Origin of the sequence: Streptomyces sp. BBFR2 (assembly GCF_044497305.1) — a bacterium.
GTDB lineage: Bacteria > Actinomycetota > Actinomycetes > Streptomycetales > Streptomycetaceae > Streptomyces.
This window is the reverse complement of the sequence record NZ_CP172415.1, coordinates 5,329,846-5,354,783: the sequence shown is the minus strand read 5'-3', so window position 1 is coordinate 5,354,783 and position 24,938 is coordinate 5,329,846. Positions and strand designations below refer to the sequence as shown.

At 71.7% G+C, this 24,938-nt stretch carries 20 protein-coding genes; 4 read left to right on the top strand and 16 right to left on the bottom strand.

Annotated elements, in window-relative coordinates:
- The first annotated feature begins 59 nt into the window (after positions 1–59).
- Both ACGH2B_RS21775 and ACGH2B_RS21770 read left to right on the top strand, forming a co-directional pair.
- The gene (locus ACGH2B_RS21775; RefSeq protein ID WP_399092379.1) at positions 60–1,061 is read left to right on the top strand and encodes a thioredoxin domain-containing protein; all 1,002 of its coding nucleotides are present in this window, start codon (positions 60–62) and stop codon (positions 1,059–1,061) included.
- A gap of 139 nt (positions 1,062–1,200) precedes the next feature.
- Entirely contained in the window at positions 1,201–2,838 is a 1,638-nt protein-coding gene (locus ACGH2B_RS21770; RefSeq protein ID WP_399097211.1) for an alkaline phosphatase D family protein, read from the top strand.
- Positions 2,839–2,922: 84 nt separating this feature from the next.
- On the opposite strand, the gene ACGH2B_RS21765 is transcribed toward ACGH2B_RS21770, so the two are convergent.
- Positions 2,923–3,534: a dienelactone hydrolase family protein gene (locus ACGH2B_RS21765; RefSeq protein WP_399092376.1), complete on the bottom strand. Its 612-nt coding sequence runs from the start codon at positions 3,532–3,534 to the stop codon at positions 2,923–2,925.
- A 166-nt stretch (positions 3,535–3,700) separates the two neighbouring features.
- Here ACGH2B_RS21765 and ACGH2B_RS21760 point away from each other — a divergent pair, with 166 nt between their 5' ends.
- Positions 3,701–4,783 carry a mechanosensitive ion channel family protein gene (locus ACGH2B_RS21760; protein ID WP_399097208.1) on the top strand — a complete coding sequence of 361 codons (1,083 nt, stop codon included), beginning with the start codon at positions 3,701–3,703 and terminating at the stop codon, positions 4,781–4,783.
- 21 nt (positions 4,784–4,804) lie between these two features.
- Here ACGH2B_RS21760 and ACGH2B_RS21755 read toward each other — a convergent pair whose 3' ends face one another.
- The 4 genes from ACGH2B_RS21755 to ACGH2B_RS21740 form a co-directional block, all read right to left on the bottom strand.
- Entirely contained in the window at positions 4,805–6,412 is a 1,608-nt protein-coding gene (locus tag ACGH2B_RS21755) for a Na+/H+ antiporter (protein ID WP_399092373.1), read from the bottom strand.
- A gap of 114 nt (positions 6,413–6,526) precedes the next feature.
- Positions 6,527–7,468: an RluA family pseudouridine synthase gene (locus ACGH2B_RS21750; protein WP_399092370.1), complete on the bottom strand. Its 942-nt coding sequence runs from the start codon at positions 7,466–7,468 to the stop codon at positions 6,527–6,529.
- Positions 7,469–7,537: 69 nt separating this feature from the next.
- Complete coding sequence (gene lspA / locus ACGH2B_RS21745) at positions 7,538–8,140, bottom strand: signal peptidase II (RefSeq protein WP_399092367.1); 603 nt, start codon at positions 8,138–8,140, stop codon at positions 7,538–7,540.
- Between the two features lie 488 nt (positions 8,141–8,628).
- Positions 8,629–9,393 carry a TraR/DksA family transcriptional regulator gene (locus ACGH2B_RS21740; RefSeq protein WP_399092364.1) on the bottom strand — a complete coding sequence of 255 codons (765 nt, stop codon included), beginning with the start codon at positions 9,391–9,393 and terminating at the stop codon, positions 8,629–8,631.
- A gap of 552 nt (positions 9,394–9,945) precedes the next feature.
- On the opposite strand from ACGH2B_RS21740, the gene ileS reads away from it, so the two are divergent.
- A complete protein-coding gene (ileS, locus tag ACGH2B_RS21735) occupies positions 9,946–13,101 on the top strand; it encodes an isoleucine--tRNA ligase (RefSeq protein WP_399092361.1) in 3,156 nt (1,051 codons plus the stop codon).
- Between the two features lie 752 nt (positions 13,102–13,853).
- Here the strand turns inward: ileS and ACGH2B_RS21730 are convergent.
- From ACGH2B_RS21730 to mraY, 11 genes are all read right to left on the bottom strand, one after another.
- A complete protein-coding gene (locus tag ACGH2B_RS21730; protein ID WP_399092358.1) occupies positions 13,854–14,960 on the bottom strand; it encodes a DivIVA domain-containing protein in 1,107 nt (368 codons plus the stop codon).
- A gap of 49 nt (positions 14,961–15,009) precedes the next feature.
- The gene (locus ACGH2B_RS21725; protein ID WP_399092355.1) at positions 15,010–15,303 is read right to left on the bottom strand and encodes a YggT family protein; all 294 of its coding nucleotides are present in this window, start codon (positions 15,301–15,303) and stop codon (positions 15,010–15,012) included.
- Between the two features lie 68 nt (positions 15,304–15,371).
- Positions 15,372–15,992, bottom strand: coding sequence for a cell division protein SepF (locus ACGH2B_RS21720; RefSeq protein WP_399092352.1), 621 nt, complete (start codon positions 15,990–15,992; stop codon positions 15,372–15,374).
- 124 nt (positions 15,993–16,116) lie between these two features.
- Complete coding sequence (locus tag ACGH2B_RS21715; protein ID WP_399092349.1) at positions 16,117–16,836, bottom strand: YggS family pyridoxal phosphate-dependent enzyme; 720 nt, start codon at positions 16,834–16,836, stop codon at positions 16,117–16,119.
- The gene (pgeF, locus tag ACGH2B_RS21710; RefSeq protein ID WP_399092346.1) at positions 16,833–17,570 is read right to left on the bottom strand and encodes a peptidoglycan editing factor PgeF; all 738 of its coding nucleotides are present in this window, start codon (positions 17,568–17,570) and stop codon (positions 16,833–16,835) included. The genes ACGH2B_RS21715 and pgeF overlap by 4 nt, the downstream gene beginning before the upstream one ends.
- A 13-nt stretch (positions 17,571–17,583) precedes the next feature.
- Positions 17,584–18,810, bottom strand: a complete 1,227-nt coding sequence (ftsZ, locus tag ACGH2B_RS21705; RefSeq protein ID WP_399092343.1) for a cell division protein FtsZ — start codon at positions 18,808–18,810, stop codon at positions 17,584–17,586.
- 284 nt (positions 18,811–19,094) lie between these two features.
- Positions 19,095–19,901 (bottom strand): cell division protein FtsQ/DivIB, encoded by an 807-nt coding sequence (locus ACGH2B_RS21700; protein WP_399092340.1) that lies wholly within the window; start codon positions 19,899–19,901, stop codon positions 19,095–19,097.
- An 18-nt stretch (positions 19,902–19,919) separates the two neighbouring features.
- Complete coding sequence (gene murG, locus ACGH2B_RS21695; RefSeq protein ID WP_399092337.1) at positions 19,920–21,011, bottom strand: undecaprenyldiphospho-muramoylpentapeptide beta-N-acetylglucosaminyltransferase; 1,092 nt, start codon at positions 21,009–21,011, stop codon at positions 19,920–19,922.
- A gap of 6 nt (positions 21,012–21,017) precedes the next feature.
- Positions 21,018–22,373, bottom strand: a complete 1,356-nt coding sequence (ftsW, locus tag ACGH2B_RS21690; RefSeq protein WP_399092334.1) for a putative lipid II flippase FtsW — start codon at positions 22,371–22,373, stop codon at positions 21,018–21,020.
- A 54-nt stretch (positions 22,374–22,427) separates the two neighbouring features.
- Positions 22,428–23,873: a UDP-N-acetylmuramoyl-L-alanine--D-glutamate ligase gene (gene murD / locus ACGH2B_RS21685; protein WP_399092331.1), complete on the bottom strand. Its 1,446-nt coding sequence runs from the start codon at positions 23,871–23,873 to the stop codon at positions 22,428–22,430.
- Entirely contained in the window at positions 23,870–24,934 is a 1,065-nt protein-coding gene (gene mraY / locus ACGH2B_RS21680; RefSeq protein WP_399092328.1) for a phospho-N-acetylmuramoyl-pentapeptide-transferase, read from the bottom strand. The genes murD and mraY overlap by 4 nt, the downstream gene beginning before the upstream one ends.
- Positions 24,935–24,938: the final 4 nt, after the last annotated feature.

Sequence of the window (24,938 nt, the reverse complement as noted above, 5' to 3'; positions counted from 1 at the left end):
CCCGGTGCGTACGCCATCGACGCAACTGCCAGCCGCAGCACCGAGGGATCGGGAGACAGATGAGCAACGGCACCGGCCGGAAGAGCCCGTCGGCCGCGCGTGAGCGGATCCGCGCCGAGCGGGAGCGGCAGAAGAAGAAGGACCGGGTACGGCGCCAGTTGACGGTCGCCGCCGTCGTGGCAGGCGTCCTCGTCGTCGCGGGCGGCGCCGGCTTCGCCGTGGTGAAGGCGACCGAGCCGACCGGGTGGGAAGCCGCCAAGGAGGCGAAACCGGTCGCCCCGGCGCACACCCAGGGCAAGAACGGCACCGAGATCCTGATCGGCGACAAGAGCGCCAAGGAGACCCTGGAGGTCTTCGAGGATCTGCGCTGCCCGATGTGCGCGTCGTTCGAGCAGTCCTCCGGCGCCTCCCTGCTCAAGGACATCGAGGACGGGCGGTACAAGGTCCGCTTCACGATGTACACCTTCCTCGACGGCGCCCAGGGCGGCGAGGGCTCCAAGAACGCGCTGAGCGCGCTCGGCGCGGCGCTGAACGTCGGCCCGGAGGCGTTCCTCAAGTACAAGTCGGCGCTGTACTCGCTGAAGAACCACCCCGAGGAGCAGGACGACGCGTTCGCCAAGGACTCCGTCCTCCTCAAGATCGCGTCCGAGGTGCCGGAGCTGGCACACGACAAGGGCTTCGAGCAGGCGGTGAAGAAGGGCACCTACGACCGCTGGGCGATGGACATGACCGCGCAGTTCGGCCGCAAGGGCGTCAAGGGCACCCCGACCTTCCTGCACGGCGACAAGAAGTTGGAGCTGCCGCCGGTACCGCAGCGGCGGATGACGCGGGAGCAGTACAACCAGCTCGCCGACGCCAACTTCAAGAAGATGATCGACAAGGAGTTCGGCCCGGCCCAGGGCGGGCCCGGCGTCGCCGAAGGGGAGAAGGACCCGAGCGCCGGGAAGGACGGCGCGCCGGGCATCGCGAAGGGCGAGAAGGACCCGAGCGCCGCCAAGGACGGTGCGCCGGGCGGCGCGCCCGGTATCGCGAAGGGCGAGAAGGACCCGAGCGCGCGCTGAGCCGACGCGGCAGGTGTCCGGCAGGCGGCGGGCGAAAGAATTTCCGATTCCGGCGTGTCCGGAGGCTGCCCGCCGCCCGTACCGGCCAGTAGGGTGAGCGGCCGTGACCGATCATGACCAGCTCTCGCGCCGTACCGCCATGACGGCCGCGGCCGCCACCGCCGCCCTGCTGCCGCTCGCCGCGGCCGCTCCCGCCTCCGCCGCTTCCGCGGCACCGTCCGCCGCCGCCGGCAAGGGCGCGACCGGGCCCGCGCCGGAGTTCTGCCACGGTGTGGCGTCCGGAGATCCGCTGCCCGACGGCATCCTGCTGTGGACCCGGGTGACGCCCGGTCCGGACGCGGTCCCCGGTTCGGGCCGGGGCGCGGCCACCGACGTCGTCTGGGAGGTGGCCGCCGACCGCGGCTTCACCCGCGTCGTGGCGCACGGCACCGTACGGACTTCCGCGGCGAGCGACCACACCGTCAAGGCGGATGTCCGCGGGCTGCGCCCGGCCACCGCGTACTTCTACCGCTTCACCGCGGGCGGGCGGACCTCGCCGGTGGGCCGCACCCGTACCGCCCCGGCCCACGACGCGGCGGCCGGCAACGTCCGCTTCGGGGTGGTCTCCTGCGCCAACTGGGAGTCCGGCTACTTCTCGGCCTACCGCCACCTCGCCGCCCGCGCCGATCTGGACGCGGTGCTGCACCTCGGCGACTACCTCTACGAGTACAAATCCGGTGAGTACCCGGAGTTCAAGGAGGTCGTCCGGCCGCACTCCCCCGCCCACGAACTCCTCACGCTCGCCGACTACCGCGTCCGGCACGGCGTCCACAAGACCGACCCGGACGCGCTGGCGATGCACGCCGCGCACCCGGTGATCGCGATGTGGGACGACCACGAGTTCGCCGACAACGCCTGGTCGGGCGGGGCGGTCAACCACCAGCCGGACGCCGAGGGCCCGTGGGCGCGGAGGATGGCGGCGGCGAAGCAGGCGTACTTCGAGTGGATGCCGGTGCGCCCGTCGACCGCCGGGACCACCTACCGCAGGCTGCGCTTCGGCACCCTCGCCGATCTGCACCTGCTGGACCTGCGGTCGTTCCGCGACGAGCAGGCGAAGCCGGGCAGCGGCGCGGTCGACGACCCGGGCCGCACGCTCACCGGGCGGGCCCAACTGGACTGGCTCAAGGCGGGTCTGGAGCGCTCGGACACCGCGTGGCGGCTGGTCGGCACGTCGGTGATGATCTCCCAGGTGGCGTTCGGCTCCGTCCCGGCACATCTGCTCGGGCCGCTCGCCGAACTCCTCGGCCTGCCCAAGGAGGGCATCGCCGTCAACACCGACCAGTGGGACGGCTACACCGACGACCGCCGGGAACTGCTCGGCCACCTCAGCGACCGGGGTATCGGCAACACCGTCTTCCTGACCGGCGACATCCACATGGCGTGGGCCAACGACGTGCCGGTGAAGGCGGCGACGTACCCGGCGACCGCGCCGGTGGCGACGGAGTTCGTGGTCACCTCCGTCACCTCGGACAACCTCGACGACATCCTGCACGTCGCCCCGGGCACCCTCTCGCTGCCCGCGGCCACCGCCGTCCGCGCCGCCAACCGCCATGTGAAGTGGCTGGACATGGACGCGCACGGCTACGGCGTCCTGGACGTCGACGCGGAGCGGACGCAGATGGACTACTTCGCGGTCTCCGACAAGCGGGACCCGGAGGCGACCAGCGAGCTGGTGCGCTCGTACCGGACGCGGTCGGGCACGCAGCGGGTGGAGCGGAGCGACACGCCGGTGCGGTGAGTCAGGGGCGCGCGGGGCGTGGCCGTGCGCACCGGGCCGGGGGCCGGGCCGGAACGGGCCCGGCCCCCTTTCCGCCCCGGAGGCTCAGAGCGTCTCCAGGAACCCCAGCGCGGTCCGCCAGGCGCTCTCCGCCGCCTCCGGGTCGTGGTCGGGCAGGTCCGGGTCGGTGAAGAGGTGGCCGGCGCCCGGGTAGCGGAAGACCTCGACATCGGCGCCCGCCCGGCGCATCTGGAGGTACCAGGCGGTCAGCCAGTCGTGCGGCTCGAACGGGTCCGGGTCGGCGACGTGCAGTTGGACCGGCAGATCGTCGGCCTCGGTGTCCTCGGCGATGTCCGAGGTGCCGTGCATCAGCAGCAGCCCGCGGGCCTTCTCGTCGGCGAGGGCCAGATTCTGCGCCACCGCGCCGCCGAAGGAGAACCCGGCGTAGACCAGACCGCGGTCGGAGTAGGGCGCCGCCGCCGTCACCGCGCGCCGCAGCAGCGTCTCCTTGCCGATCTCCTCCTTGATCTCCATACCGTCACCGACGGAGTCCGCGGTCCGCCCGTCGAACAGATCCGGGACGATCACCTCATGGCCCGCGGCCCGCAGCCGGTCGGCGGCGGCGTGCACCGCGGGGCGCAGCCCGCACACCGAGTGGAACAGCACAATCGTCGCGGCACCGCTGGTCGCGGACTCGCTGGTGGGCGGCACGTACATCACTTCCCTGGGGTCGAAACGGCAGCCCCCCATCCTGCCAGGCCGGGGCGCGGCCCCCGTCACAGCCGCCGCGCGCCGGGTGCCGTACGGTGCCCTGATGCCGTACGCCGGCCCACCGGGGTACGGCGGACGGGCACCCGAGCCGAGGAGGAAACGCGACGTGTCCCTGGAGGACGTACTGCGCCCGCTGAGCGTCATCGGCGGTTCGGTCGTCGTCACGGCCGTCCTGGGCTGGCTCGCCGACCGCGTACTGCGCCGGATCGACGCCGCCCACCCCGAGACCCCGCTGTGGGGCGCGCTGCGGCGCTGCCGGATACCGCTGCAGGTCCTGCTCTGCGCGGCGCTGCTGCGCGGGTCGTACGACGCGACCGGCCTCGACCTGGTCCGCGATCACCAGGTGGGCATCGGCCGGACGCTGACCCTGGTGCTGATCGCCGCGTCGGCGTGGCTGACGGTGCGCGCCGCGGCGGCCATCGTCCAGTCGTCGTACGCGCGCTACGCCGCGAGCGCGCACGACGCGGCGCGGGTACGGCGGGTGCGGACGCAGATCACGCTGATCCAGCGGGTGGTCAGCGCGATCGTGATCATCGTGGCGGCGGCGGCGATGCTGCTGACGTTCCCGGCGATGCGGACGGTCGGCACCTCCGTCCTGGCCTCGGCCGGACTGCTGGGCATCGTCGCCGGTGTCGCGGCCCAGTCCACGCTGGGCAACCTCTTCGCCGGACTCCAGATCGCCTTCGGCGACATGGTCCGCATCGGTGACACGGTCGTGGTCAACGGCGAGATGGGCACGGTCGAGGAGATCACCCTGACGTATCTGACCGTGCGGACCTGGGACGAGCGGCGGATCACCATGCCGGTGTCGTACTTCACCGGCACCCCGTTCGAGAACTGGTCGCGCGGCGGGGCCCAGTTGACCGGCACGGTCTTCCTCCACCTCGACCACACCGCGCCGCTGGAGGAGATGCGCGAGGAGCTGCACCGGATCCTCCAGGAGTGCCCGGAGTGGGACGGCCGTGCCTGGAGCCTGCTGGTCACCGACACCACACCGTCGACGCTGGTGGTCCGCGCGCTGGTCACCGCCCGCGACTCGGACGCCCTGTGGCAGGTGCGCTGCCGGGTCCGCGAGCGGATGATCGCCTGGCTGGCGGCCGAACACCCCTCCGCGCTGCCGCGGATCACCACCGCGTCCGCCCCCGGCGACCGCGCCCCGGAGCTGGGCAGACAGCGCACCGCCGAGGAGCGCTGAGCGTGCGGGGCCCCGCACGGCTCACCCGTGCGCCTCCGGTGTGCTGCGCAGGCTGCGCATGTCGAGCTGGCGCAGCACCCGGTCGACGATCTCCGGGTCGGCGCCCGGCTCGTTGCGGGCGGCGAGCACCTCGTGGCGCGCGGCGGACAGCATCTCGTTCTGGATGCGCTGCACCTTCTTCATCCGGGTGATGCGCTTCTCGAAGTGCTCGCGCCGGTCGTCGTCGACGATGTCCGGCGCGATCCGCGCCCCGATGTCGTACGCGCGGCGGGCGAGCTGCTCGCTGATCTCCTCGGGCAGCTCCTCGACCTCCAGGATCTCCTTGAGGCGGTGCTTGGACGCCTTGATGACGCGGAGCGCCAGCGCCCGCTCCAGCTCGTCCTCGGCCTCCGAGTCGGCCTTCACCCGCAGCTTGCGCACCAGCCAGGGCAGCGTCAGCCCCTGCACGATGAGGGTGGTGAGCACCACCGCGAAGGCGATGAAGAGAATCTCCTCGCGCGCCGGGAAGTCCCCGCCGCCGTCGACGGTGTACGGGATGGCCAGCGCCAGCGCCACCGACGCCACCCCGCGCATCCCCGACCACCACATGATGATCGTCTCCCGCCACGACATCGGGATGTCCTCGTCGTAGTCGCGCCGCTTGTGCATCCGCTTCGCCAGCCAGGCGGCGGGCAGCAGCCACAGCAGCCGGACGACGACGACCACACCGACGACGGCGGCACCGGCCCGCAGCAGTTCGCTCCAGTGGCCGGACGCGGAGCCGACGATGTTGTGCAGCTCCAGGCCGATCAGTCCGAACGCGACGCCGGTGACGAGGGTGTCGACGATCTCCCAGAAGGTGTAGCCGGCGAGGCGGCCCATCACGTCGTCGGCGTCGACCGCGTACTCGGCGAGGAAGAGCGCGCAGGTCAGCACGGCCAGCACACCGGAGCCGTGGAACTCCTCGGCGAGCACGTAGGCGACGAACGGCACCAGCAGCGTCAGGCCGATCTGGAGCGTCGGGTCGCCGAGGACGCCCATCAGCTTGTTGGCGACCCAGCCGATGACCAGACCGACGGCGAGGGCGACGACGGCGGAGAGCACCAGGGAGCCGACCGCGCCCGGCACGGAGAAGGTGCCGCTGACCGCCGCGGCGAGGGCGACGTGGTAGAGGACGATCGCGGTGACGTCGTTGAACAGGCCCTCGCCCTCCAGGATGGAGACCATGCGGCGGGGCAGCCCCAGCTTGCCGGCGACCGCCGTCGCGGCGACCGGGTCGGGCGGGGCGACGAGCGCGCCGAGCACCACCGCGGCGGCCAGCGGCATGCCCGGCACCACCGCCTGGGCGACCGCCGCGACCGCCGCCGTGGTGGCGAAGACCAGCGCGACGGCGAGCAGGAAGATCGGGCGGATGTTCGCCGTGAACTGCCGCCACGAGGTGCGCTGCACCGCCGCGTACAGGAGCGGCGGCAGCACCAGCGGGAGGATGTACTCGGGCGGGATGTCGACGTTGGGGACGAACGGCAGGAGCGCGAGGACGGCACCGGCCATGGTCATCAGCACCGGCGAGGGCAGGCCCAGCCGGTCACCGAGCGGGACCGTGACCACCGCCCCCAGGAGAAGCACGAACAGCAGGGCGAGCTGGTCCACGGGGTTACGCTCCGGTGTCGGGATCGATCACTTTTCGCCCCAAGCCTGCCATGACCGGACAGAAAGCGGACGGTCACCTTCCGATGCTGACCGCCCCCGAAACCCGGCGGAGCGTCAGGAACTCTCGTCCCGCACGGTGTCCAGCGCCCGCTGGAGATCCTCCGGGTAGGCGCTCTCGAACTCGACCCAGCGGCCGTCCGACGGATGCTCGAACCCGAGCCGCATCGCGTGCAGCCACTGCCGGGTCAGCCCCAGCCGCTTGGCCATCGTCGGGTCCGCGCCGTACGTCAGGTCACCGACGCAAGGATGGCGGTGGGCGGACATGTGGACCCGGATCTGGTGGGTCCGCCCGGTCTCCAGCTTGATGTCGAGGAGGCTGGCGGCGCGGTACGCCTCGATGAGGTCGTAGTGGGTCACCGACGCCTTGCCCTCGGCGGTCACCGCCCACTTGTAGTCGTGCTGCGGGTGGCGGCCGATGGGGGCGTCGATGGTGCCGCTCATCGGGTCGGGGTGGCCCTGCACCAGCGCGTGGTAGCGCTTGTCGACCGTCCGCTCCCGGAACTGCTGCTTGAGCAGGGTGTACGCGCGCTCGGACTTGGCGACGACCATCAGCCCGGAGGTGCCGACGTCGAGGCGGTGCACGATGCCCTGGCGCTCGGCGGCGCCGGAGGTGGAGATGCGGTATCCGGCGGCGGCCAGCCCGCCGATGACGGTGGTGCCGCTCCAGCCGGGGCTGGGGTGCGCGGCGACGCCGACCGGCTTGACGATCACCACGACGTCGTCGTCGTCATGGACGATCTCCATGCCCTCGACGGGCTCGGCGACGATCTCGACCGGCGCCGCCGCCTGCGGCATCTCGACCTCCAGCCAGGCGCCGCCGTGCACCCGCTCGGACTTCATCACCTCGGAGCCGTCGACCCGGACCTTGCCGGCGGCCGCCAGCTCCGCGGCCTTCGTACGGGAGAAGCCGAACATGCGGGCCAGCGCGGCGTCGACGCGCTCGCCCTCCAGGCCGTCCGGTACGGGCAGGGTGCGGATATCGGGAAGCGTGCTCACCCCACGAGTATGGCAGTCCGACCGGGGTGGCCCGCCCGGCGGCCGACGGGCCCGCCCGCGCGGGGCGGATCAGTCCTTGTGGAGCGTGCCGTCCGGGTCCAGCCCCCGGAAGGAAAGGATCACGATCAGGATGCCGCCGCAGACGATCGCGGAGTCGGCGAGGTTGAAGACCGCGAAGTGCGCCGGGGCGATGAAGTCGACCACCGCGCCCTCGAAGACGCCCGGCGAGCGGAAGAGCCGGTCGGTGAGGTTGCCGAAGGCGCCGCCGAGCAGCAGCCCCAGCGCGATCGCCCACGGCAGGCTGTAGAGCTTGCGCGCGATCCGGAAGATCACCACGATCACCGCCACCGCGATGATGGTGAGGAAGATCGTCAGCGCCTCCCCCATGCTGAACGCCGCCCCGCGGTTACGGATCACCGAGAGCTGGAGCAGCGTCCCGATGACCTCGACCGGCGCGTGGTGCTCCAGCTTCGCGACCACCAGCAGCTTGCTGCCCAGATCCAGTACGTACGCGACGAGCGCGACCAGCAGCAGCGCCGGGATACGACGCTTGCCGCGGCGCTCGCCCCGCTCCGGCTCCGCCGGACGTCCCCCCTCCGAACCCGCGTCGGAGTCCGCCCCGGAACCCGATCCGGATTCCGGCGTACCGGTGATGCGTTCCGCCTCTGCCACTGTGTGCGTCCCTCAACCCGTAGCGTCCCCGCCAGGCCGCGCCTGGCTGAGGAACGAGGGTACGGCACCCACCCGGGGGAACGCCGGGGCCGGGTGCACGGGGCGACGGGCGGGCGCGGACGGCCGTGAACGGGGCCGGATACGGGCACGGAGCGGCGGCCCGGGGCGGGAGGACGCGGCTCCGAGCGGCGCGGCACGGGGCGAGCGCGGCCGTGACCGGGCGGCGCGGGGCGAGCGTGATCGCGGCAGGGACCGGGCGGCGCGGGGCGAGGGCGAGCGTGGCCGCGGCAGGGACCGGGCGGCGCGGGGCGAGGGCGAGCGTGGCCGCGGCAGGGACCGGGCGGCGCGGGGCGAGGGCGAGCGTGGCCGCGGCCGGGACCGGGCGGCGCGACCCGACGTACGGAAGGGAGCCCCACGCACCCGGCCGCACCCGGGCGCGCGTCCCCTCATACGGGAGCGCGCCCCTCGGCGGGCCGCCGCCCGCCCCCTCAGCCGCGCCGTTCCTGCTTCTGTTTGCACTCCACGCAGAGGGTGGCCCGGGGGAACGCCTGCATCCGGGCCTTGCCGATCGGGTTGCCGCAGTTCTCGCAGAGCCCGTACGTGCCCGCGTCCAGGCGGCCCAGGGCGCGTTCGGTCTGGAGCAGCATCTCGCGGGCGTTGGAGGCCAGCGCCAGCTCGTGTTCGCGGGTGATGTTCTTGGTGCCGGTGTCCGCCTCGTCGTCGCCCGCGCCGTCCCCGGAGTCGCGCATCAGCCCGGCGATGGCGTCCTCGGAGGCGGCGATCTCGGTCCGCAGCCGCTCCGCCTCGGCCAGCAGACCGGCCCGCGCCTCGTCGACCTCCTCCGGTGTCCAGGGGTCCTCGCCGGGCCGGACGGCCAGGTCGTCGGGGGCGGCGGCCGTGAGGGCCGCGGCTGCCGCCGGGTCCGTGCCGTGCGCCGCCGCGGTCTTCTCCGTCACCGTCCGGGCTCCCGTCTTCCTCGCCGTCTTCTTCGCGGCGGCCGTCTTCTTCGCCGGGACCTCGGCCCCGGCCGTCTTCCGCGGCGCGGCCTTCTTCGCCGCCGCCTTCTTCGCCGGGGCCTTCTTCGCCGGGGCCTTCTTCGCCGTCCTCCCGGCCGGGGCCTTCCGGGTCGCGGCCGGTGTCTCCGGGGTGCCGGAGTCCGTCGCCCCGGTGTCCTGCGGAGCGGCGGGACGGGCCGCGCCGGGCTCCTCGGCGGGTGTCGTGCTCTTCTGCGCGGCGGACTTTTTCGCCACCATGGCCGCGACCCCTTCACCTATGTGATCTTGTTCGCGAATCGTGACGGGAACGATAAATCGCCACACGGGGTGCGGCAATGGGACGCACCGCCCATACCCCCGCTCCGCCCCGGTTCTGCCCCCGCCGCCACCCGGCCAACCACCAGGCCCGCCACGGGCCCGGCCGCCCCGCGGCCCCGGCCGCCGCACCGTCCGCCCCGCGCCCGCGTTCGGGTGGCGGCGGCGCCCGGCCCCCACCGGGGAAAACCGGTCGGTCACCGTCCCCGCCGCCCCGTACACTGGGCGCAGCGACAGGCGTCGATGGGACGAGTAGCGTCGTAGGCAGCCAGCAGCGATCCGGGGACGGTGGGAGCCCGGAGGCGTGCGCGACGTGAAGATCACCCCGGAGCCGCCGGAAGAAAGCCCGTGGCACGTCCCGGGCGAGTAGAACCGGCAGCGCGACCCCAATGAGGGGGCGGTGGCAGGCCCACCGCCAAGGAGGGTGGTACCGCGGGAGCAGTGCTCTCGTCCCTCCGGACGGAGAACGCAGCAGGTGTCCGCCGGAGGAACCCGATGAGTGAGCAGCCGCAGTACCGCCAGGTGCCCGCGCAGGTCGACCTACCCGCCCTTGAGCACGCCGTGCTCGATTTCTGGCAGGAACAGAAGGTCTTCGCCCGCACCCTCCAGCAGTCCGAGGGCCGGCCCGAGTGGGTCTTCTACGAGGGCCCCCCGACCGCCAACGGCATGCCCGGCGCCCACCACATCGAGGCCCGCGTCTTCAAGGACGTCTTCCCCCGCTTCCGCACGATGCAGGGCTACCACGTCGACCGTAAGGCCGGCTGGGACTGCCACGGCCTCCCCGTCGAGCTGGCCGTCGAGAAGGAGCTGGGCTTCAACGGCAAGAAGGACATCGAGGCGTACGGCATCGCCGAGTTCAACGCCAAGTGCCGCGAGTCGGTGACCCGCCACACCGACGCCTTCGCCGAGCTGACGACCCGCATGGGGTACTGGACCGATCTCGACGCCCCGTACCGCACCATGGACCCCGACTACATCGAGTCGGTGTGGTGGTCGCTGAAGGAGATCTTCGCCAAGGGCCTGCTGGTCGAGGACCACCGCGTCGCCCCCTGGTGCCCCCGCTGCGGCACCGGCCTGTCCGACCACGAGCTGGCGCAGGGCTACGAAACGGTCGTCGACCCGTCCGTCTATGTCCGGCTGCCGCTGACCTCCGGCCCGCTCGCCGGCCAGGCGTCGCTGCTGATCTGGACGACCACGCCCTGGACGCTGGTCTCCAACACCGCCGTCGCCGCCCACCCGGACGTCACCTACGTCGTCGCCACCGACGGCCACGAGAAGCTGGTCGTCGCCGAGCCGCTGCTGGAGAAGGCGCTCGGCGAGGGCTGGAGCGCCACCGGCGAGTCGTTCACCGGCCGCGAGATGGAGCGCTGGGCCTACCGCCGCCCGTTCGGCTTCGTCGAGCTGGAGGGCGCCAACTTCGTCGTCAACGCCGACTACGTCACCACCGAGGACGGCACCGGTCTCGTCCACCAGGCCCCGGCCTTCGGTGAGGACGACCTCAAGGTCTGCAAGAGCTACGGCCTGCCGGTGGTCAACCCCGTCCGCCCCGACGGCACCTTCGCCGAGGAGCTGCCGCTCGTCGGCGGCGAGTTCTTCAAGAAGGCGGATGAGGCGCTCGTCGCCGACCTCGACGCCCGCGGCCTGCTCTTCCGTCACGTCGCCTACGAGCACAGCTATCCGCACTGCTGGCGCTGCCACACCGCGCTGCTCTACTACGCGCAGCCGTCCTGGTACATCCGCACCACCGCCGTCAAGGACGCCCTGCTCCGCGAGAACGAGAACACCAACTGGTTCCCGGACTCCGTCAAGCACGGCCGGTTCGGCGACTGGCTGCAGAACAACATCGACTGGGCGCTGAGCCGCAACCGCTACTGGGGCACCCCGCTGCCCATCTGGCGCTGCGAGGAGGGCCACCTGACCTGCGTCGGCTCGCTCGCCGAGCTGACCGAGCTGACCGGCACCGACCAGTCCGGCCTCGACCCGCACCGCCCCTTCATCGACGCCGTCACCTTCGGCTGCACCCACGAGGGCTGCGCGCTCACCGCCACCCGCGTACCCGAGGTCATCGACGCCTGGTACGACTCGGGCTCGATGCCGTTCGCGCAGTGGGGCTACCCGTACCGCAACAAGGAACTCTTCGAGAAGCGGTACCCGGCGCAGTTCATCTCCGAGGCCATCGACCAGACCCGCGGCTGGTTCTACACGCTGATGGCCGTCGGCACCCTCGTCTTCGACAAGTCGTCCTACGAGAACGTCGTCTGCCTGGGCCACATCCTCGCCGAGGACGGCCGCAAGATGTCCAAGCACCTGGGCAACATCCTCCAGCCGATCCCGCTGATGGACCAGCACGGCGCCGACGCGGTCCGCTGGTTCATGGCCGCCGGCGGCTCCCCCTGGTCCGCCCGCCGGGTGGGCCACACCACCATCCAGGAAGTCGTCCGCAAGACCCTGCTGACGTACTGGAACACCGTCGCCTTCCAGGCGCTCTACGCCCGCACCTCCCACTGGGCCCCCTCCGCCGCCGACCCGGCCCCGGCCGAGCGCCCGCTGCTCGACCGCTGGCTGCTCGGCGAGCTGAACACTCTCGTCGAGGGCGTCACCGAGGCGCTGGAGGCGTACGACACCCAGCGCGCCGGCAAGCTGCTGTCGTCCTTCGTCGACGACCTCTCCAACTGGTACGTGCGCCGCTCCCGCCGCCGCTTCTGGCAGGGCGACCCGGCCGCGCTGCGCACCCTGCACGAGGTCGTCGAGACGGTGACGCGGCTGATGGCGCCGCTCACACCGTTCATCACCGAGCGGGTCTGGCAGGACCTGGTCGTGCCGGTCACCCCGCAGGCGCCGGACTCCGTCCACCTGTCGTCGTGGCCGCTGGCCGACCCGGGGCTCATCGACCCGGAGCTGTCCGCGCAGATGCAGTTGGTGCGCCGGCTCGTCGAGCTGGGCCGGGCCACCCGCGCCGAATCCGGTGTGAAGACCCGCCAGCCGCTCTCCCGCGCGCTGGTCGCGGCGCACGGTTTCGCCGCCCTCTCCGACGACCTGCGCGCGCAGATCACCGAGGAGCTGAACGTCACCTCGCTCGCCGCCCTCTCCGACATGGGCGGCTCGCTGGTCGACACCACCGCCAAGGCCAACTTCCGGGCCCTGGGCAAGCGGTTCGGCAAGGGCGTCCAGGCGGTCGCCAAGGCCGTCGCCGCCGCCGACGCCGCGGCGCTCTCGCTGGCGCTGCGCGACGGCGAGGCCACGGTCGAGGTCGACGGCGAGACCGTCACCCTCGCCCCGGACGAGGTGATCATCACCGAAACCCCGCGCGAGGGCTGGTCGGTGGCGTCCGACGCCGGTGCGACCGTCGCCCTCGACCTGGAGATCACCCCGGAGCTGCGCCGCGCCGGTCTGGCCCGCGACGCGATCCGCCTCATCCAGGAGGCGCGCAAGAACAGCGGACTGGACGTCTCCGACCGGATCGCCCTGCGCTGGGAGACCCCCGACGCGGAGCTGCGCACCGCCCTGGCCGAGCACGCCGCACTCATCGCCGACGAGGTCCTGGCCACCGCCTTCGCCACCGAGCAGGAGGCGTCCGGCACCACCGACGGCTACGGCGCCCCGTTCACCGACGAGCCCCTGAACCTCACCTTCCGCCTCCGCAAGGCATAACCCCGGGCGGGCCCCGCCCGCCGTACGGCACCGGGCCCCGGCACACCTCGCGTGCGCCGGGGCCCGGCGCTCCCCCGGACCCCGGGCCGTGGCCCCCCGCGTGACGCCCCGCCCGGCGCCCCCGGCGTGCCCCCGCACGGCGGGGCCGCCTCACCCTCACCCCCGGCAGGTCCCGGAGCTGATGTTTCCCCTCGTACGAGGCCGGGTGACGGTACGTTCTCCGCCCGGCCCCGGCCCAGCACCCGGCACGTTCTCCGCCCGGCCCCGGCCCAGCACCCGGCACGTTCTCCGCCCGGCCCCGGCCCAGCACCCGGTACGTTCTCCGCCCGGCCCCGGCCCAGCACCCGGTACGTTCTCCGCCCCGACCGGCCCGGCCGCCCGGTGCGTTCCCGCCCGACGGGGCCGGGCACCCGCACGTTCTCCGTCCGGACCGGTGCGATTTCCCGCCCGGCACCCGCCGCGCCACCCCGGGCCACCACCCCCCGAACGAGCGCCGCACGAACGGGGGACGCGACGCACACCACGGCTGACAACCCCGGCAGAACGCGCCGGACCGCGAACCTCGCAACGGCCGGCCCGCATCACGCCCGCCGGGCGTCCGCCGGAAGCCGGACCAACTCCCCACACCCACCACCCCATTCCGGCGCACCCCATCGCTCCGCACACGCGAAAGGGCCGGGCCCCGGGGGAACATGTCCCTCGGGGCCCGGCCCTGATTGCCGAACGTGTGCGACGCGGAGCGCCGGTCTACGTCAGTTGTCGTCCTCGTCGATGAGGAAGCCGCGCATCGGCGACGGCGCCTGGCCCATCGGCTGCGGGCTCTGCGGCCGCACCGGAGCCATCGGCTGGGTCATCGCGGGCGCCATCTGCTGCTGGCCGCCGTACGACGGGCCGCCGCTGGAGCCGCCGTTGTGGCCGCCCATCGACTGACCGCCACCCATGGTGTGGTTGCCACCGCCCATGGAGCCGGCACCGGCCGACGCCATCGAGGGCGACGGCGGCAGCGACGCGGTCGCCGGGGTCCGCGGCGGGGCCAGCGAGTCGTCCGCCTGGTTCTCCAACTGACGAAGCTGGCTCTCCAGGTACGACTTCAGACGCGTGCGGTACTCGCGCTCGAAGCCGCGCAGGTCCTCGACCTTGCGCTCCAGCGTGGCGCGGGCGGACTCCAGGGAGCCCATCGCGACGCGGTGCTTCTCCTGCGCGTCCCGCTCCAGCGCGTCGGCCTTGGCGCGGGCGTCCCGCTCCAGGCCCTCGGCGCGCGAACGCGCCTCGCCGACGATCTTGTTGGCCTCGGAACGGGCCTCCGCGATCGCCTGGTCGGCGGTCTGCTGCGCCAGCGACAGCACGCGCGCCGCGCTGTCACCGCCGGGACCGCCCTGCTGCTGCCCGCCCTGGGGCAACTGCTGCGGACCGCCGGGGCCGCCCAGGGGGCCGCCACCCATCGGACCGCCGGGGCCCATCGGGCCGGGGCCGTGCGGACCGGCCTGCGGGCCGTGTCCACCGGGACCTGCGGGCAGCTGGGGTGCACCGCCGGGAAGCTGGGGAGGTCCACCCATCCCCTGCTGCTGCGGCGGGACCGGCTGCGGACCCGATATGGCGGCGGGCACCGGGGCCCCGCCGCGCTGCTGCTGCTCCTGCTGCTGGTCGGGTCCCTTACGCAGGCCCTGCTGCTGGTTCTGCGCGGCGGCCCGCGTGGCGGCGGCCAGCTTCGCGCGCAGGTCCTCGTTCTCCCGCAGCAGACGGGTCAGTTCGGCTTCCACCTCGTCGAGGAAGGCATCGACCTCGTCCTCGTCATAGCCTTCTCGGAGGCGGACGGTCGTGAACTGCTTGTTCCGCACGTCCTCGGGGGTCAACGGCATCTCTACTTCACCTCAACGTAGTCGTCGGCAATCGGCAAGACCGTATCGTTCACACCAACAACACCGACCTCACAGCGGTGATCAGGATGTATACGATGATCATCAATACGAAGAAGGACAGGTCAAGCGCCACGCCCCCGAGACGCAGCGGCGGGATGACCCGCCGCAGAAGCTTGAGTGGCGGATCCGTGATGGTGTAAGCGGCCTCGAGAATGACGACCATTGCCTTGCCTGGCTGCCATGAACGGGCGAACTGGAACACGTAGTCCATCACCAGCCGGAAGATCAACACGATCAGGAAGCAGTACAGCGCGATGTAGATCACCTGCCCAAAGACATTCATCTTCGCGCGTCCCTCTCCCCTGATCCCTCGTGTCGGCCTCGCGGCCTCGGTGTGCCCGGTGTTGCGTCTCAGCTCTGGTTGAAGAACCCACCCTCTGCGATACGGGCCTTGTCCTCCGCCGTGACATCGACGTTAGCAGGCGACAACAGGAACACCTTCTGCGTCACGCGCTCGATGCTGCCGTGCAGACCGAAGACTAGCCCGGCGGCAAAGTCGACAAGTCGCTTCGCGTCGGTGTCGTCCATCTCCGTGAGATTCATGATCACCGGAGTGCCCTCACGGAAGTGTTCCCCGATGGTACGGGCTTCGTTGTAGGTCCGGGGGTGCAGTGTGGTGATGCGGTAAGGCTCCCGCTCGGACACAACTTTGGGCATGATCACCGGTGCGTTCTTCTCCAGATTCGGACGGTCGGGTGTGATGGATGCCACGGGGGCGATTCGGGCGGGTCGTCCGCTTTCCGCGGGCAGCGGAGCAGGCTCACGCTGCGCGGGAGGCTGTACGGATCTGACCGGCTCCTCCCGCTCCGGGCGTGTCTCCGGCTGCACTTGCTGCTGTTGCCGCCGCCCGCGGTCGGGCTCCGGATCGAGCTCGGGCTCGAACTCGTCATCGGGGTCGAACCCCCGGCCGTCGTACCCATCGTCCTCCACGAGGCCGAGGTAGACCGCCATCTTGCGCATCGCGCCGGCCATTCTCTGCGTCCTCCGCTCTGTGGTGGATCGGCTCCGTCACCGGGTGCCCTGGATCCACTGGGCCTGTCCCATTTTTTACGGGAATGACCATATTTTGTGCTGTGGTCCGACTTGCTTGGCGACGTTACCCGAGGCGTGGACGGACTCCGAGCACCGCAGTGCCGACGCGCACATGTGTCGCTCCGGCCGCCACGGCGTCCTCCAGGTCCGCGCTCATGCCCGCCGACACCATGGTGGCAGCAGGATAAGCGGCGCGCAGGTCGGTTGAGATTTCCATGAGCCGCTCGAACGCGGCCCGTTGGCGCCCGGCATACGGCCCGGCCAGCGGTGCGACCGTCATCACACCGTCCAGGCGCAGCCCTTGAGCGCCGTCGATCGCCTCCGCGAGAGCGGCGACACCGTCCGGCGCCACCCCGCCGCGGTCACCCCGCTCCCCCGCCTCGGCATCCAGCGCCACCTGGATCAGGCACCCCATCTCCCGCTCCGCGCGCACCGCTTCCCTGGAGAGCGCGGTGACCAGACGGGCGCGGTCGACGGACTGCACGAGCCCGGCGTAGCCGGCCACGGAGCGGACCTTGTTGGTCTGCAGTTGACCAACAAAATGCCAAGTAAGGGGCAGATCAGAACATTCGGCGGCCTTCGGCGCCGCGTCCTGATCGCGGTTCTCCGCGACCTGACGCACTCCCAGCTCCGCGAGCAGCCGTACATCGCTCGCCGGGTAGGTCTTGGTGACCACGATCAGCGTGACCTCGTCACGTTGGCGCCCGGCGGCGGCGCACGCGGCCGCGATGCGCTCCTCGACCCGCGCCAGATTGGCGGCCAGTTCCGTCCTGCGATCCGTCACAACGCCCCGTCCAGCCATACGTAACTCGCGAGCCGCCCGGTGGTGCGGTCGCGCCGATAGGAGAAGTGGTCCGCCGATTCCAGGGTGCAGATGTGGGAATCTTCACTGACCGGTACGCCGGCGGCGGCGAGTTGGGCCACGACACCCGCGGTGACATCGACCGCCGGGGTGCCCCAGGAGGTGGTCGCCCACGCCTCGGGGACCACGGACGCGACCTCGTCCCGCATCGCGGCGGGCACCTCGTAACACCGTCCACACACCGACGGTCCGGTGTGGGCGGTGATCCGGTCGGGCCGCGCGCCCAGTGCGGTCATGGCGCGGACCGTTTCGGGCACCACGCCCGCCACCATCCCGGGCCGCCCGGCGTGCGCGGCGCCGATGACCCCGGCGACCGGGTCGGCGAGGAGTACCGGGGTGCAGTCGGCGGTGAGCACCGCGAGGGCCAGGCCCCGGCGGGTGGTCACCAGCGCGTCCACACAGGGGATGGCGTCGTCGCGCCACGGTCCGTCGACCACCGCGACGTCCTTGCCGTGCACCTGGTTCATCCAGACCACGGACCCGGGCGCGAGGCCGAGCTCCCGGGCGGCGCGGGCACGGTTCTCCCGTACGGCCGCGGGGTCGTCGCCGACCGCGCCGCCGAGATTGAGCTGATCGTACGGAGCGGCGCTCACCCCGCCCCACCTGTCGGTGAAGGCGAAGTGCGCGCCGCTCGCGTACCGCTGCTGCCCTATCACTGCTGTGCTTCGGCTACTTCAGGAAGTCGGGGACGTCCAGCTCCTCGGCCGCGGTGTCCGAGTACGGACGGGCCGGGGGCACCTGCGGGGTGGTGGGCTGCGGGGACAGCACCTCGCCCAGCGAGGAGGACTCGGCCGGGGCCGGCTCCTCGTCGCGCACCGGCACCGCGCCCAGTCCGGCGAAGGACGACGAACGCGGCTCGGGCGGGGTGACCGGACGGCTCGGGGCCGGGGCCGGGTCCTCGCGCTTGGCCGAGGAGGAGCCGATGACCGTGTCGCGGCGGGCCGGCGGCTGACCGCCGTCGAAGCCCGCGGCGATGACGGTGACGCGCACCTCGTCGCCGAGCGCGTCGTCGATGACCGCGCCGAAGATGATGTTCGCCTCGGGGTGCGCCGCCTCGCTGACCAGTTGCGCGGCCTCGTTGATCTCGAAGAGACCGAGGTCCGAGCCGCCGGAGATGGAGAGCAGCACGCCACGGGCGCCGTCGATGGACGCCTCCAGGAGGGGCGAGGAGATCGCCATCTCCGCGGCGGCCACCGCGCGGTCGTCGCCGCGCGCCGAGCCGATACCCATGAGCGCCGAACCGGCCTCCGACATCACGGACTTGACGTCGGCGAAGTCGAGGTTGATCAGGCCCGGCGTGGTGATCAGGTCGGTGATGCCCTGGACACCCGACAGCAGCACCTGGTCCGCCGACTTGAACGCGTCCAGCACGCTCACCTGGCGGTCCGAGATGGACAGCAGGCGGTCGTTGGGGATGACGATGAGGGTGTCGACCTCTTCGCGGAGGCTGGCGATGCCGTCCTCGGCCTGGTTGGCCCGTCGGCGGCCCTCGAAGGTGAACGGCCGGGTGACCACACCGATCGTCAGGGCGCCCAGCGAACGGGCGATGTTGGCGACGACGGGGGCGCCGCCGGTGCCGGTGCCGCCGCCCTCGCCCGCGGTCACGAAGACCATGTCGGCCCCCTTGAGGACCTCCTCGATCTCCTCGCGGTGGTCCTCGGCCGCCTTACGGCCGACGTCCGGGTTGGCCCCGGCGCCGAGTCCGCGGGTCATTTCGCGGCCGACGTCGAGCTTGACGTCGGCGTCGCTCATCAGCAACGCCTGCGCATCGGTGTTGATCGCGATGAACTCGACGCCCTTGAGCCCGACCTCGATCATCCGGTTGATGGCGTTCACGCCACCGCCGCCGATGCCGACGACCTTGATGACTGCGAGGTAGTTCTGCGGTGCTGCCACGTCGAAGGCCTCTCGCCTCGAGTTACGTGTCGCCGCCTCACATTCCTTGTGGACGCCGACTGATGCCGATGGGACGGTCCGTTAATGCCGACCCGAACCCTAACGTTGAAGTTTAGGGTTACTTGTATCCGTGTTCCTTGGAAGCAAAGTCCCTTTGGAACGAGACACTAAGTCGACAAGTGGCGCACGTTCAACGAACACGCCGAACCTCCCGTTTTTCTTTTCACCCTATGTGATCACCCGCGGTGATAGCCATCCAGGGGGCTGGCCTGCGACGACGGCCGTCAACTCCCGGACACCGCAGGTGCGCTGGGAACGGATACGTCAAAGTGGCGTGCGTCACGCGCGGCTTTGAGGAGAGCGGTCAGCACCGCGGCCTTCCGGGTGCCGCGTTCACTGCTTCCCCACAGCACCGTGCGGTTCCCGTTCAGTTCGAGTGTGATCGCATCGTACGACGTCACGCGCACGGTTTTGACCTGATGATGAAGGGTTTTGGGGAGGCTGGACGCCACTTCGACCGCGGCGCGGCGCAGCCGGGCGGGGCCGAAGCGGTCCAGGCTCGGGGCGTTGTCCGCCGCGAGCTGAAGTGCGGGAACGCCCTTGGGAGGTGCGGGCACCGTCGCGAAACGGACGCCCTGGGCATCGACTTCGACGTACTTGCCGCCTTCGGGCATGACCAGTTCCGGCACCCTTTCGGTCACCTTCAAGGCGATGGTGTGCGGCCAGGAACGGACCACGTCCACGGATTTGATCCGCGGCAGCCGGTGGCGCAACCGGGCGCCGATCTCGTCGGTGCCGACCGAGACCAGCGGGGTGTGCAGCGGGACATCGGCGGCTTCGGTCACCTCGCGGGGGGTCAGCACGCGGGTGCCGGAGGTCCGGACGCCCGTCACCCGTAGCCAGTCGGAGCCGTAGAGGGCCCAGACCGTGAAGCCGCCGAGGAGGAACACCGCGATCAGAGTGATGATCAGACCGCGGCGGGCGGGGAGGCGTGGCCACAAACGCCGTCGGGCGCGGGCCGGTTCGGCGGGGGGCGGGCCGGAGACCGGCGCCCCCTTGGTACCGCTGCGGGCGGCGGTCGGTCCGGCCACGCTCCCCCTGCCTTTCGTCTAGCTGTTCCGCTGGGCAATCGCCTCGTACACCATGCCGACGAGGAGTTCGTCGGCGTCCCGGCGGCCGAACTCGGAGGCCGCGCGGGACATCTCGTACAGCCGGTGCGGGTCGGCGAGGACCGGGAGGACCGTGGACTGCACCCACTCCGGGGTGAGCTGGGCGTCGTCGACGAGGAGTCCACCGCCGGCGTTGACCACCGGCTGGGCGTTGAGCCGCTGTTCGCCGTTGCCGATCGGCAGCGGGACGTAGGCGGCGGGGAGCCCGACGGCGGAGAGTTCGGCGACGGTCATCGCGCCCGCGCGGCAGAGCATCATGTCCGCCGCGGCGTACGCGAGATCCATCCGGTCCACGTACGGTACCGGGACGTAGGGGGGCATCCCCGGCATGTTGTCGACGTGCGGCAGTTCGTTCTTCGGGCCGACCGCGTGCAGCACCTGGATGCCGGAGCGCTGGAGCGCCGGAACCGCCGCCTGGATCATCTCGTTGAGGCGGCGCGCGCCCTGGGAGCCGCCGGAGACCAGCAGCGTCGGGAGGTTCGGGTCGAGCCCGAACGCGGCGCGCGCCTCGGGGCGGACGGCCGCCCGGTCGAGCGTCGCGATGGTGCGGCGCAGCGGAATGCCGACGTAGCGGGCGCCGCGCAGCTTGCTGTCCGGGGTGGAGACCGCGACGTACTTGGCGTACCGCGAGCCGATCTTGTTGGCGAGGCCGGGGCGGGCGTTGGCCTCGTGGACGACGATCGGCACGCCCAGCCGCTTGGCGGCGAGGTAGCCGGGCAGCGCGACGTAGCCGCCGAAGCCGACGACGCAGTCCGCCTTCGTCCGCTCCAGGATCTGCTCGGCCGCCTTGATGGTGCCGCGCAGCCGCCCGGGGACGGTGATGAGTTCGGGGGTGGGCTTACGGGGCAGCGGTACGGCCGGGATCAGTCCCAGCTCGTAGCCGCGCTCCGGGACGAGCCGGGTCTCCAGACCCCGTTCCGTGCCGAGGGCCGTGATCCCCACGGTCGGGTCCTGCCTCCGCAGGGCGTCCGCGAGGGCGAGCGCGGGCTCGATGTGGCCGGCGGTCCCCCCGCCGGCGAGTACGACATGCACCGAAATTCACCGCTCTCCGGACGGTCGCCTCGTGACGCGCCGTCTCATCGTCTTCCATCTCACCCCGGCCGGTTTCCTTCCGGAACCCGGCCGCCGCGTGGCCTGCGCGGCCAGCGCCGCCCGTGCCGCGGGCTCGTCACGCGCGAAGGCGATCAGCAGCCCGACGGCGAACATCGACGGCAGCAGGGCGGAGCCTCCGTAGGAGAACAGCGGGAGCGGGACGCCGGCGATCGGCAACAGGCCGAGCACCGCACCGATGTTGACCATGGTCTGGGCCATGATCCAGGTGGTCACACCTCCCGCGGCGTACCTCACGAAGGGGTCCTCCGTGCGTCCGGCCACGCGGATACCCGCATAGCCTAGAGCCGCGAACAGGGCGAGCACCGACAGCGTCCCCGCCAGTCCCAGTTCCTCCCCGGTGATGGCGAAGATGAAGTCGGTGTGCGGTTCAGGGAGTTCACCCCATTTTTCCATACTCGCGCCGAGCCCGGAACCGAAGAATCCGCCGGAGGCCAGCGCGTAGATACCGTGCACCGCCTGCCAGCACTGGTCGCTGGGGCCCGGATCGGTCGCACCGATGCAGGCGAGACGGGACATCCGGTTGGCGCTGGTCTTGATCAGCAGCGCGCCGATCACCGCCGCGGCGCCCAGCACCCCGGCGAACAGCCGGGTCGGAGCGCCCGCCAGCCACAGCAGTCCGAAGAGGATCGCCGTGAGAATGATCGCGGTGCCCATGTCGCCGCCGAGCATGATCAGCCCGAGCAGCAGGAAGGCGACCGGGATCAGCGGCACCAGTAGATGCTTCCACTGCGTCAGCAGCTTCCGCTCCTGCTTGCGGGCGAGCAGATCGGCGCCCCACAGGACGAGCGCGAGCTTGCCGAACTCGCTGGGCTGCATCTGGAAGGCGCCGCCGAGACTGATCCAGTTCTGGTTGCCGTTGACCGCGACCCCGATCCCCGGCACCTGCACCAGACACATCGCGAACACCGAGACGGCCAGCAGCGGATAGGCCAGCGTGCGGTGCAGCCGGACCGGCAGCCGGGCGGCGAGGTGGAGCAGCACGGCGCCGATGACCGCGGCCATCAACTGTTTGCGGAAGAAGAAGCTCGGCGCGAGCCCGGACTGCAGCGCCTTGATCTGCGAGGCCGAGTAGACCATCACCAGACCGAGGACGATGAGCAGCATGCTGCCGCCGAGGATCAGGTAGTACGCCGTCAGCGGACGGTCCCAGGCCCGCCGGACCCGGGTGTAGAGCCGCCGCGGGGCGCCGCCGGTCGGGCGGCGGCCCCCACGCGGCGGCCGCGGCGCGGCGGCGGTGCGCCGCGGCCGCGGCGGCGCCGTCTTCGCCGATCGGGCCGTCATCTCGTCCCCTCCACAGTGCGGGCCGCAGATCCTCGACGGGAGCGGGACGAGCGGCTACCGGCCTGGTGCGTTCAGCTCGCGCACCGCGTCGGCGAAGGCGTCGCCGCGCTTGTTGTAGTTCAGATACATGTCCATCGAGGCGCAGGCCGGGGCCAGGAGCACCGTGTCACCGGGCCCGGCCAGGGCGGCCGCTTCGCGGACCGCCGCGGACATCGCCCCAGTGTCGGTCCGGTCGAGGTCGACCACCGGGACATCGGGGGCGTGTCGCGCCAGGGCTTCGCGGATCAGCGCCCGGTCGGCACCGATCAGCACCACCCCGCGCAGCCGTCCCGCGGCCGTGCGCACCAGCTCGTCGAAGGTGGCTCCCTTGGCGAGTCCCCCGGCGATCCAGACGATGTGGTCATACGAGGCCAACGACGCCTCGGCCGCGTGGGTGTTGGTCGCCTTGGAATCGTCGATGTACGTCACACCGGCGACCTCCGCGACGTGCTGGATGCGGTGGGCGTCCGGCTGGAACGCCCGCAGCCCCTCCCGGACCGCCGCGGGCCGTACGCCGTACGCACGGGCCAGCGCCGCCGCCGCGAGGGCGTTGGCGATGTTGTGCGGGGCGGGCGGCGTGATGTCGGCGACCTCGGCGAGTTCCTGGGCCTGCTTGTGGCGGTTCTCGACGAAGGCGCGGTCGACGAGGAGGCCCTCGACGACGCCGAGCTGCGAGGGGCCGGGCGTGCCGAGGGTGAAACCGATCGCGCGGCAGCCCTCCTCGACGTCGGCCTCGCGGACCAGGTCCTCGGTCGCCTCGTCGGCCACGTTGTAGACGCAGGCGACGGTGTTGCCCTCGTAGATCCGGCCCTTGTCGGCGGCGTACGCCGCCATGGAGCCGTGCCAGTCGAGGTGGTCGGGGGCGAGGTTGAGGACCGCGCCGGAGTGGGCCCGTACGGACGGGGCCCAGTGGAGCTGGTAGCTGGAGAGTTCCACGGCGAGGACGTCGTAGTGCTCGGTGTCCTGGGCGAGGACCAGGTCGATGATCGGGGTGCCGATGTTGCCCGCGACCGTGGTGCGCAGGCCCTCGGCCTCCAGGATCGCGGCGAGCATCCGCACCGTGGTGGTCTTGCCGTTGGTACCGGTGACCGCCAGCCAGTCGGCGGCGTCCGGGCCGCGCAGCCGCCAGGCGATCTCGACGTCACCGACGACGTCCACCCCGGCCTCGGCGGCCGCGGTGAACAGCGGGCTGTCCGGCTTCCAGCCGGGCGAGGTGACGACGAGGCCGGTGCTCTCGGGGAGGGTGGCGCCGTCGCCGAGGCGGACGGTGACCGAACCCTCGGCGGCCTCCTTCTCCGCCCACCTCTCCAGCTCCGCGGCGGCGGCCCGCTGCCGCTCGCCGTCGCCGCCGTCCACGACGGTGACGTGGGCGCCGCGGCCGGCCAGGGCGCGGGCGGCGCTGATGCCGCTCACGCCCAGACCGGCGACGGTGATGTACGCGCCCGCGAATCCGGCGGTCACTTGGCGGCCTGCCAGCCGCCGTAGAAGAGGCCCAGGCCGACGATCACGCACATGCCCTGGATGATCCAGAAGCGGACCACGACAAGGACTTCGGACCACCCCTTGAGTTCGAAGTGGTGCTGGAGTGGCGCCATCCGGAACACCCGCTTGCCGGTCAGGCGGAACGAGCCGACCTGGATGACCACGGACATGGTGATGAGGACGAACAGACCGCCCAGGACGGCCAGCAGCAGCTCGGTGCGGGAGCAGATCGCGAGACCGGCGAGGGCGCCGCCGAGCGCCAGCGAGCCGGTGTCACCCATGAAGATCTTGGCGGGCGAGGTGTTCCACCACAGGAAGCCGAAGCAGGCGCCCATCAGGGCGGAGGCGACGACGGCGAGGTCGAGCGGGTCACGGACCTCGTAACAGCCGGGGCCCGCGGTGATCGCGTTGGCGCAGGACTCCTGGTGCTGCCAGATGCCGATGAAGGTGTACGCGCCGAAGACCATCACCGAGGCGCCGGTGGCCAGACCGTCGAGACCGTCGGTGAGGTTCACGCCGTTGGACATCGCCAGGATCATGAACAGCGCCCAGATGACGAAGAGCACCGGGCCGATCTGCCAGCCGAAGTCCTGGGTGAACGAGATCCGGTCGGACGCCGGCGTCGCACCGCGCAGGTCGGCGAATTGCAGCGAGAGCACCGCGAAGGCGATACCGACGATCAACTGGCCGGCCATCTTCGCCTTGGCCCGCAGACCCAGCGACCGCTGCTTGACGATCTTGATGTAGTCGTCGAGGAAGCCGACCAGGCCCATCCCCGCGAAGAGGAAGAGGACCAGCACACCCGAGAACGTCGGGTCACTGGAGGTGATCACCTTCGTCAGGGCGTACGCGATGATCGTGGCCAGGATGAAGGAGATACCGCCCATGGTGGGCGTGCCCTTCTTGCTGCCGTGGGTGCGGGGGCCGTCATCGCGGATGAACTGCCCGTAGCCCTTCTTGGCCAGCAGCTTGATCAGCAGCGGGGTACCGATCAGGGTCAGGAAGAGCCCGATCATTCCGGAGAAGAGGATCTGCTTCATGGAG

Excerpts from the sequence above, each read along its gene's own strand:
- ACGH2B_RS21720 (WP_399092352.1), bottom strand. The coding sequence starts at position 15,992 with ATGGCCGGCGCGATGCGCAAGATGGCGGTCTACCTCGGCCTCGTGGAG.
- ACGH2B_RS21770 (WP_399097211.1), top strand. The coding sequence starts at position 1,201 with ATGACGGCCGCGGCCGCCACCGCCGCCCTGCTGCCGCTCGCCGCGGCC.
- mraY (WP_399092328.1), bottom strand. The coding sequence starts at position 24,934 with ATGAAGCAGATCCTCTTCTCCGGAATGATCGGGCTCTTCCTGACCCTG.
- ACGH2B_RS21730 (WP_399092358.1), bottom strand. The coding sequence starts at position 14,960 with ATGCCGTTGACCCCCGAGGACGTGCGGAACAAGCAGTTCACGACCGTC.
- ACGH2B_RS21765 (WP_399092376.1), bottom strand. The coding sequence starts at position 3,534 with ATGTACGTGCCGCCCACCAGCGAGTCCGCGACCAGCGGTGCCGCGACG.
- ACGH2B_RS21740 (WP_399092364.1), bottom strand. The coding sequence starts at position 9,393 with ATGGTGGCGAAAAAGTCCGCCGCGCAGAAGAGCACGACACCCGCCGAG.
- ACGH2B_RS21775 (WP_399092379.1), top strand. The coding sequence starts at position 60 with ATGAGCAACGGCACCGGCCGGAAGAGCCCGTCGGCCGCGCGTGAGCGG.
- ACGH2B_RS21725 (WP_399092355.1), bottom strand. The coding sequence starts at position 15,303 with ATGAATGTCTTTGGGCAGGTGATCTACATCGCGCTGTACTGCTTCCTG.
- ileS (WP_399092361.1), top strand. The coding sequence starts at position 9,946 with ATGAGTGAGCAGCCGCAGTACCGCCAGGTGCCCGCGCAGGTCGACCTA.
- ftsW (WP_399092334.1), bottom strand. The coding sequence starts at position 22,373 with ATGACGGCCCGATCGGCGAAGACGGCGCCGCCGCGGCCGCGGCGCACC.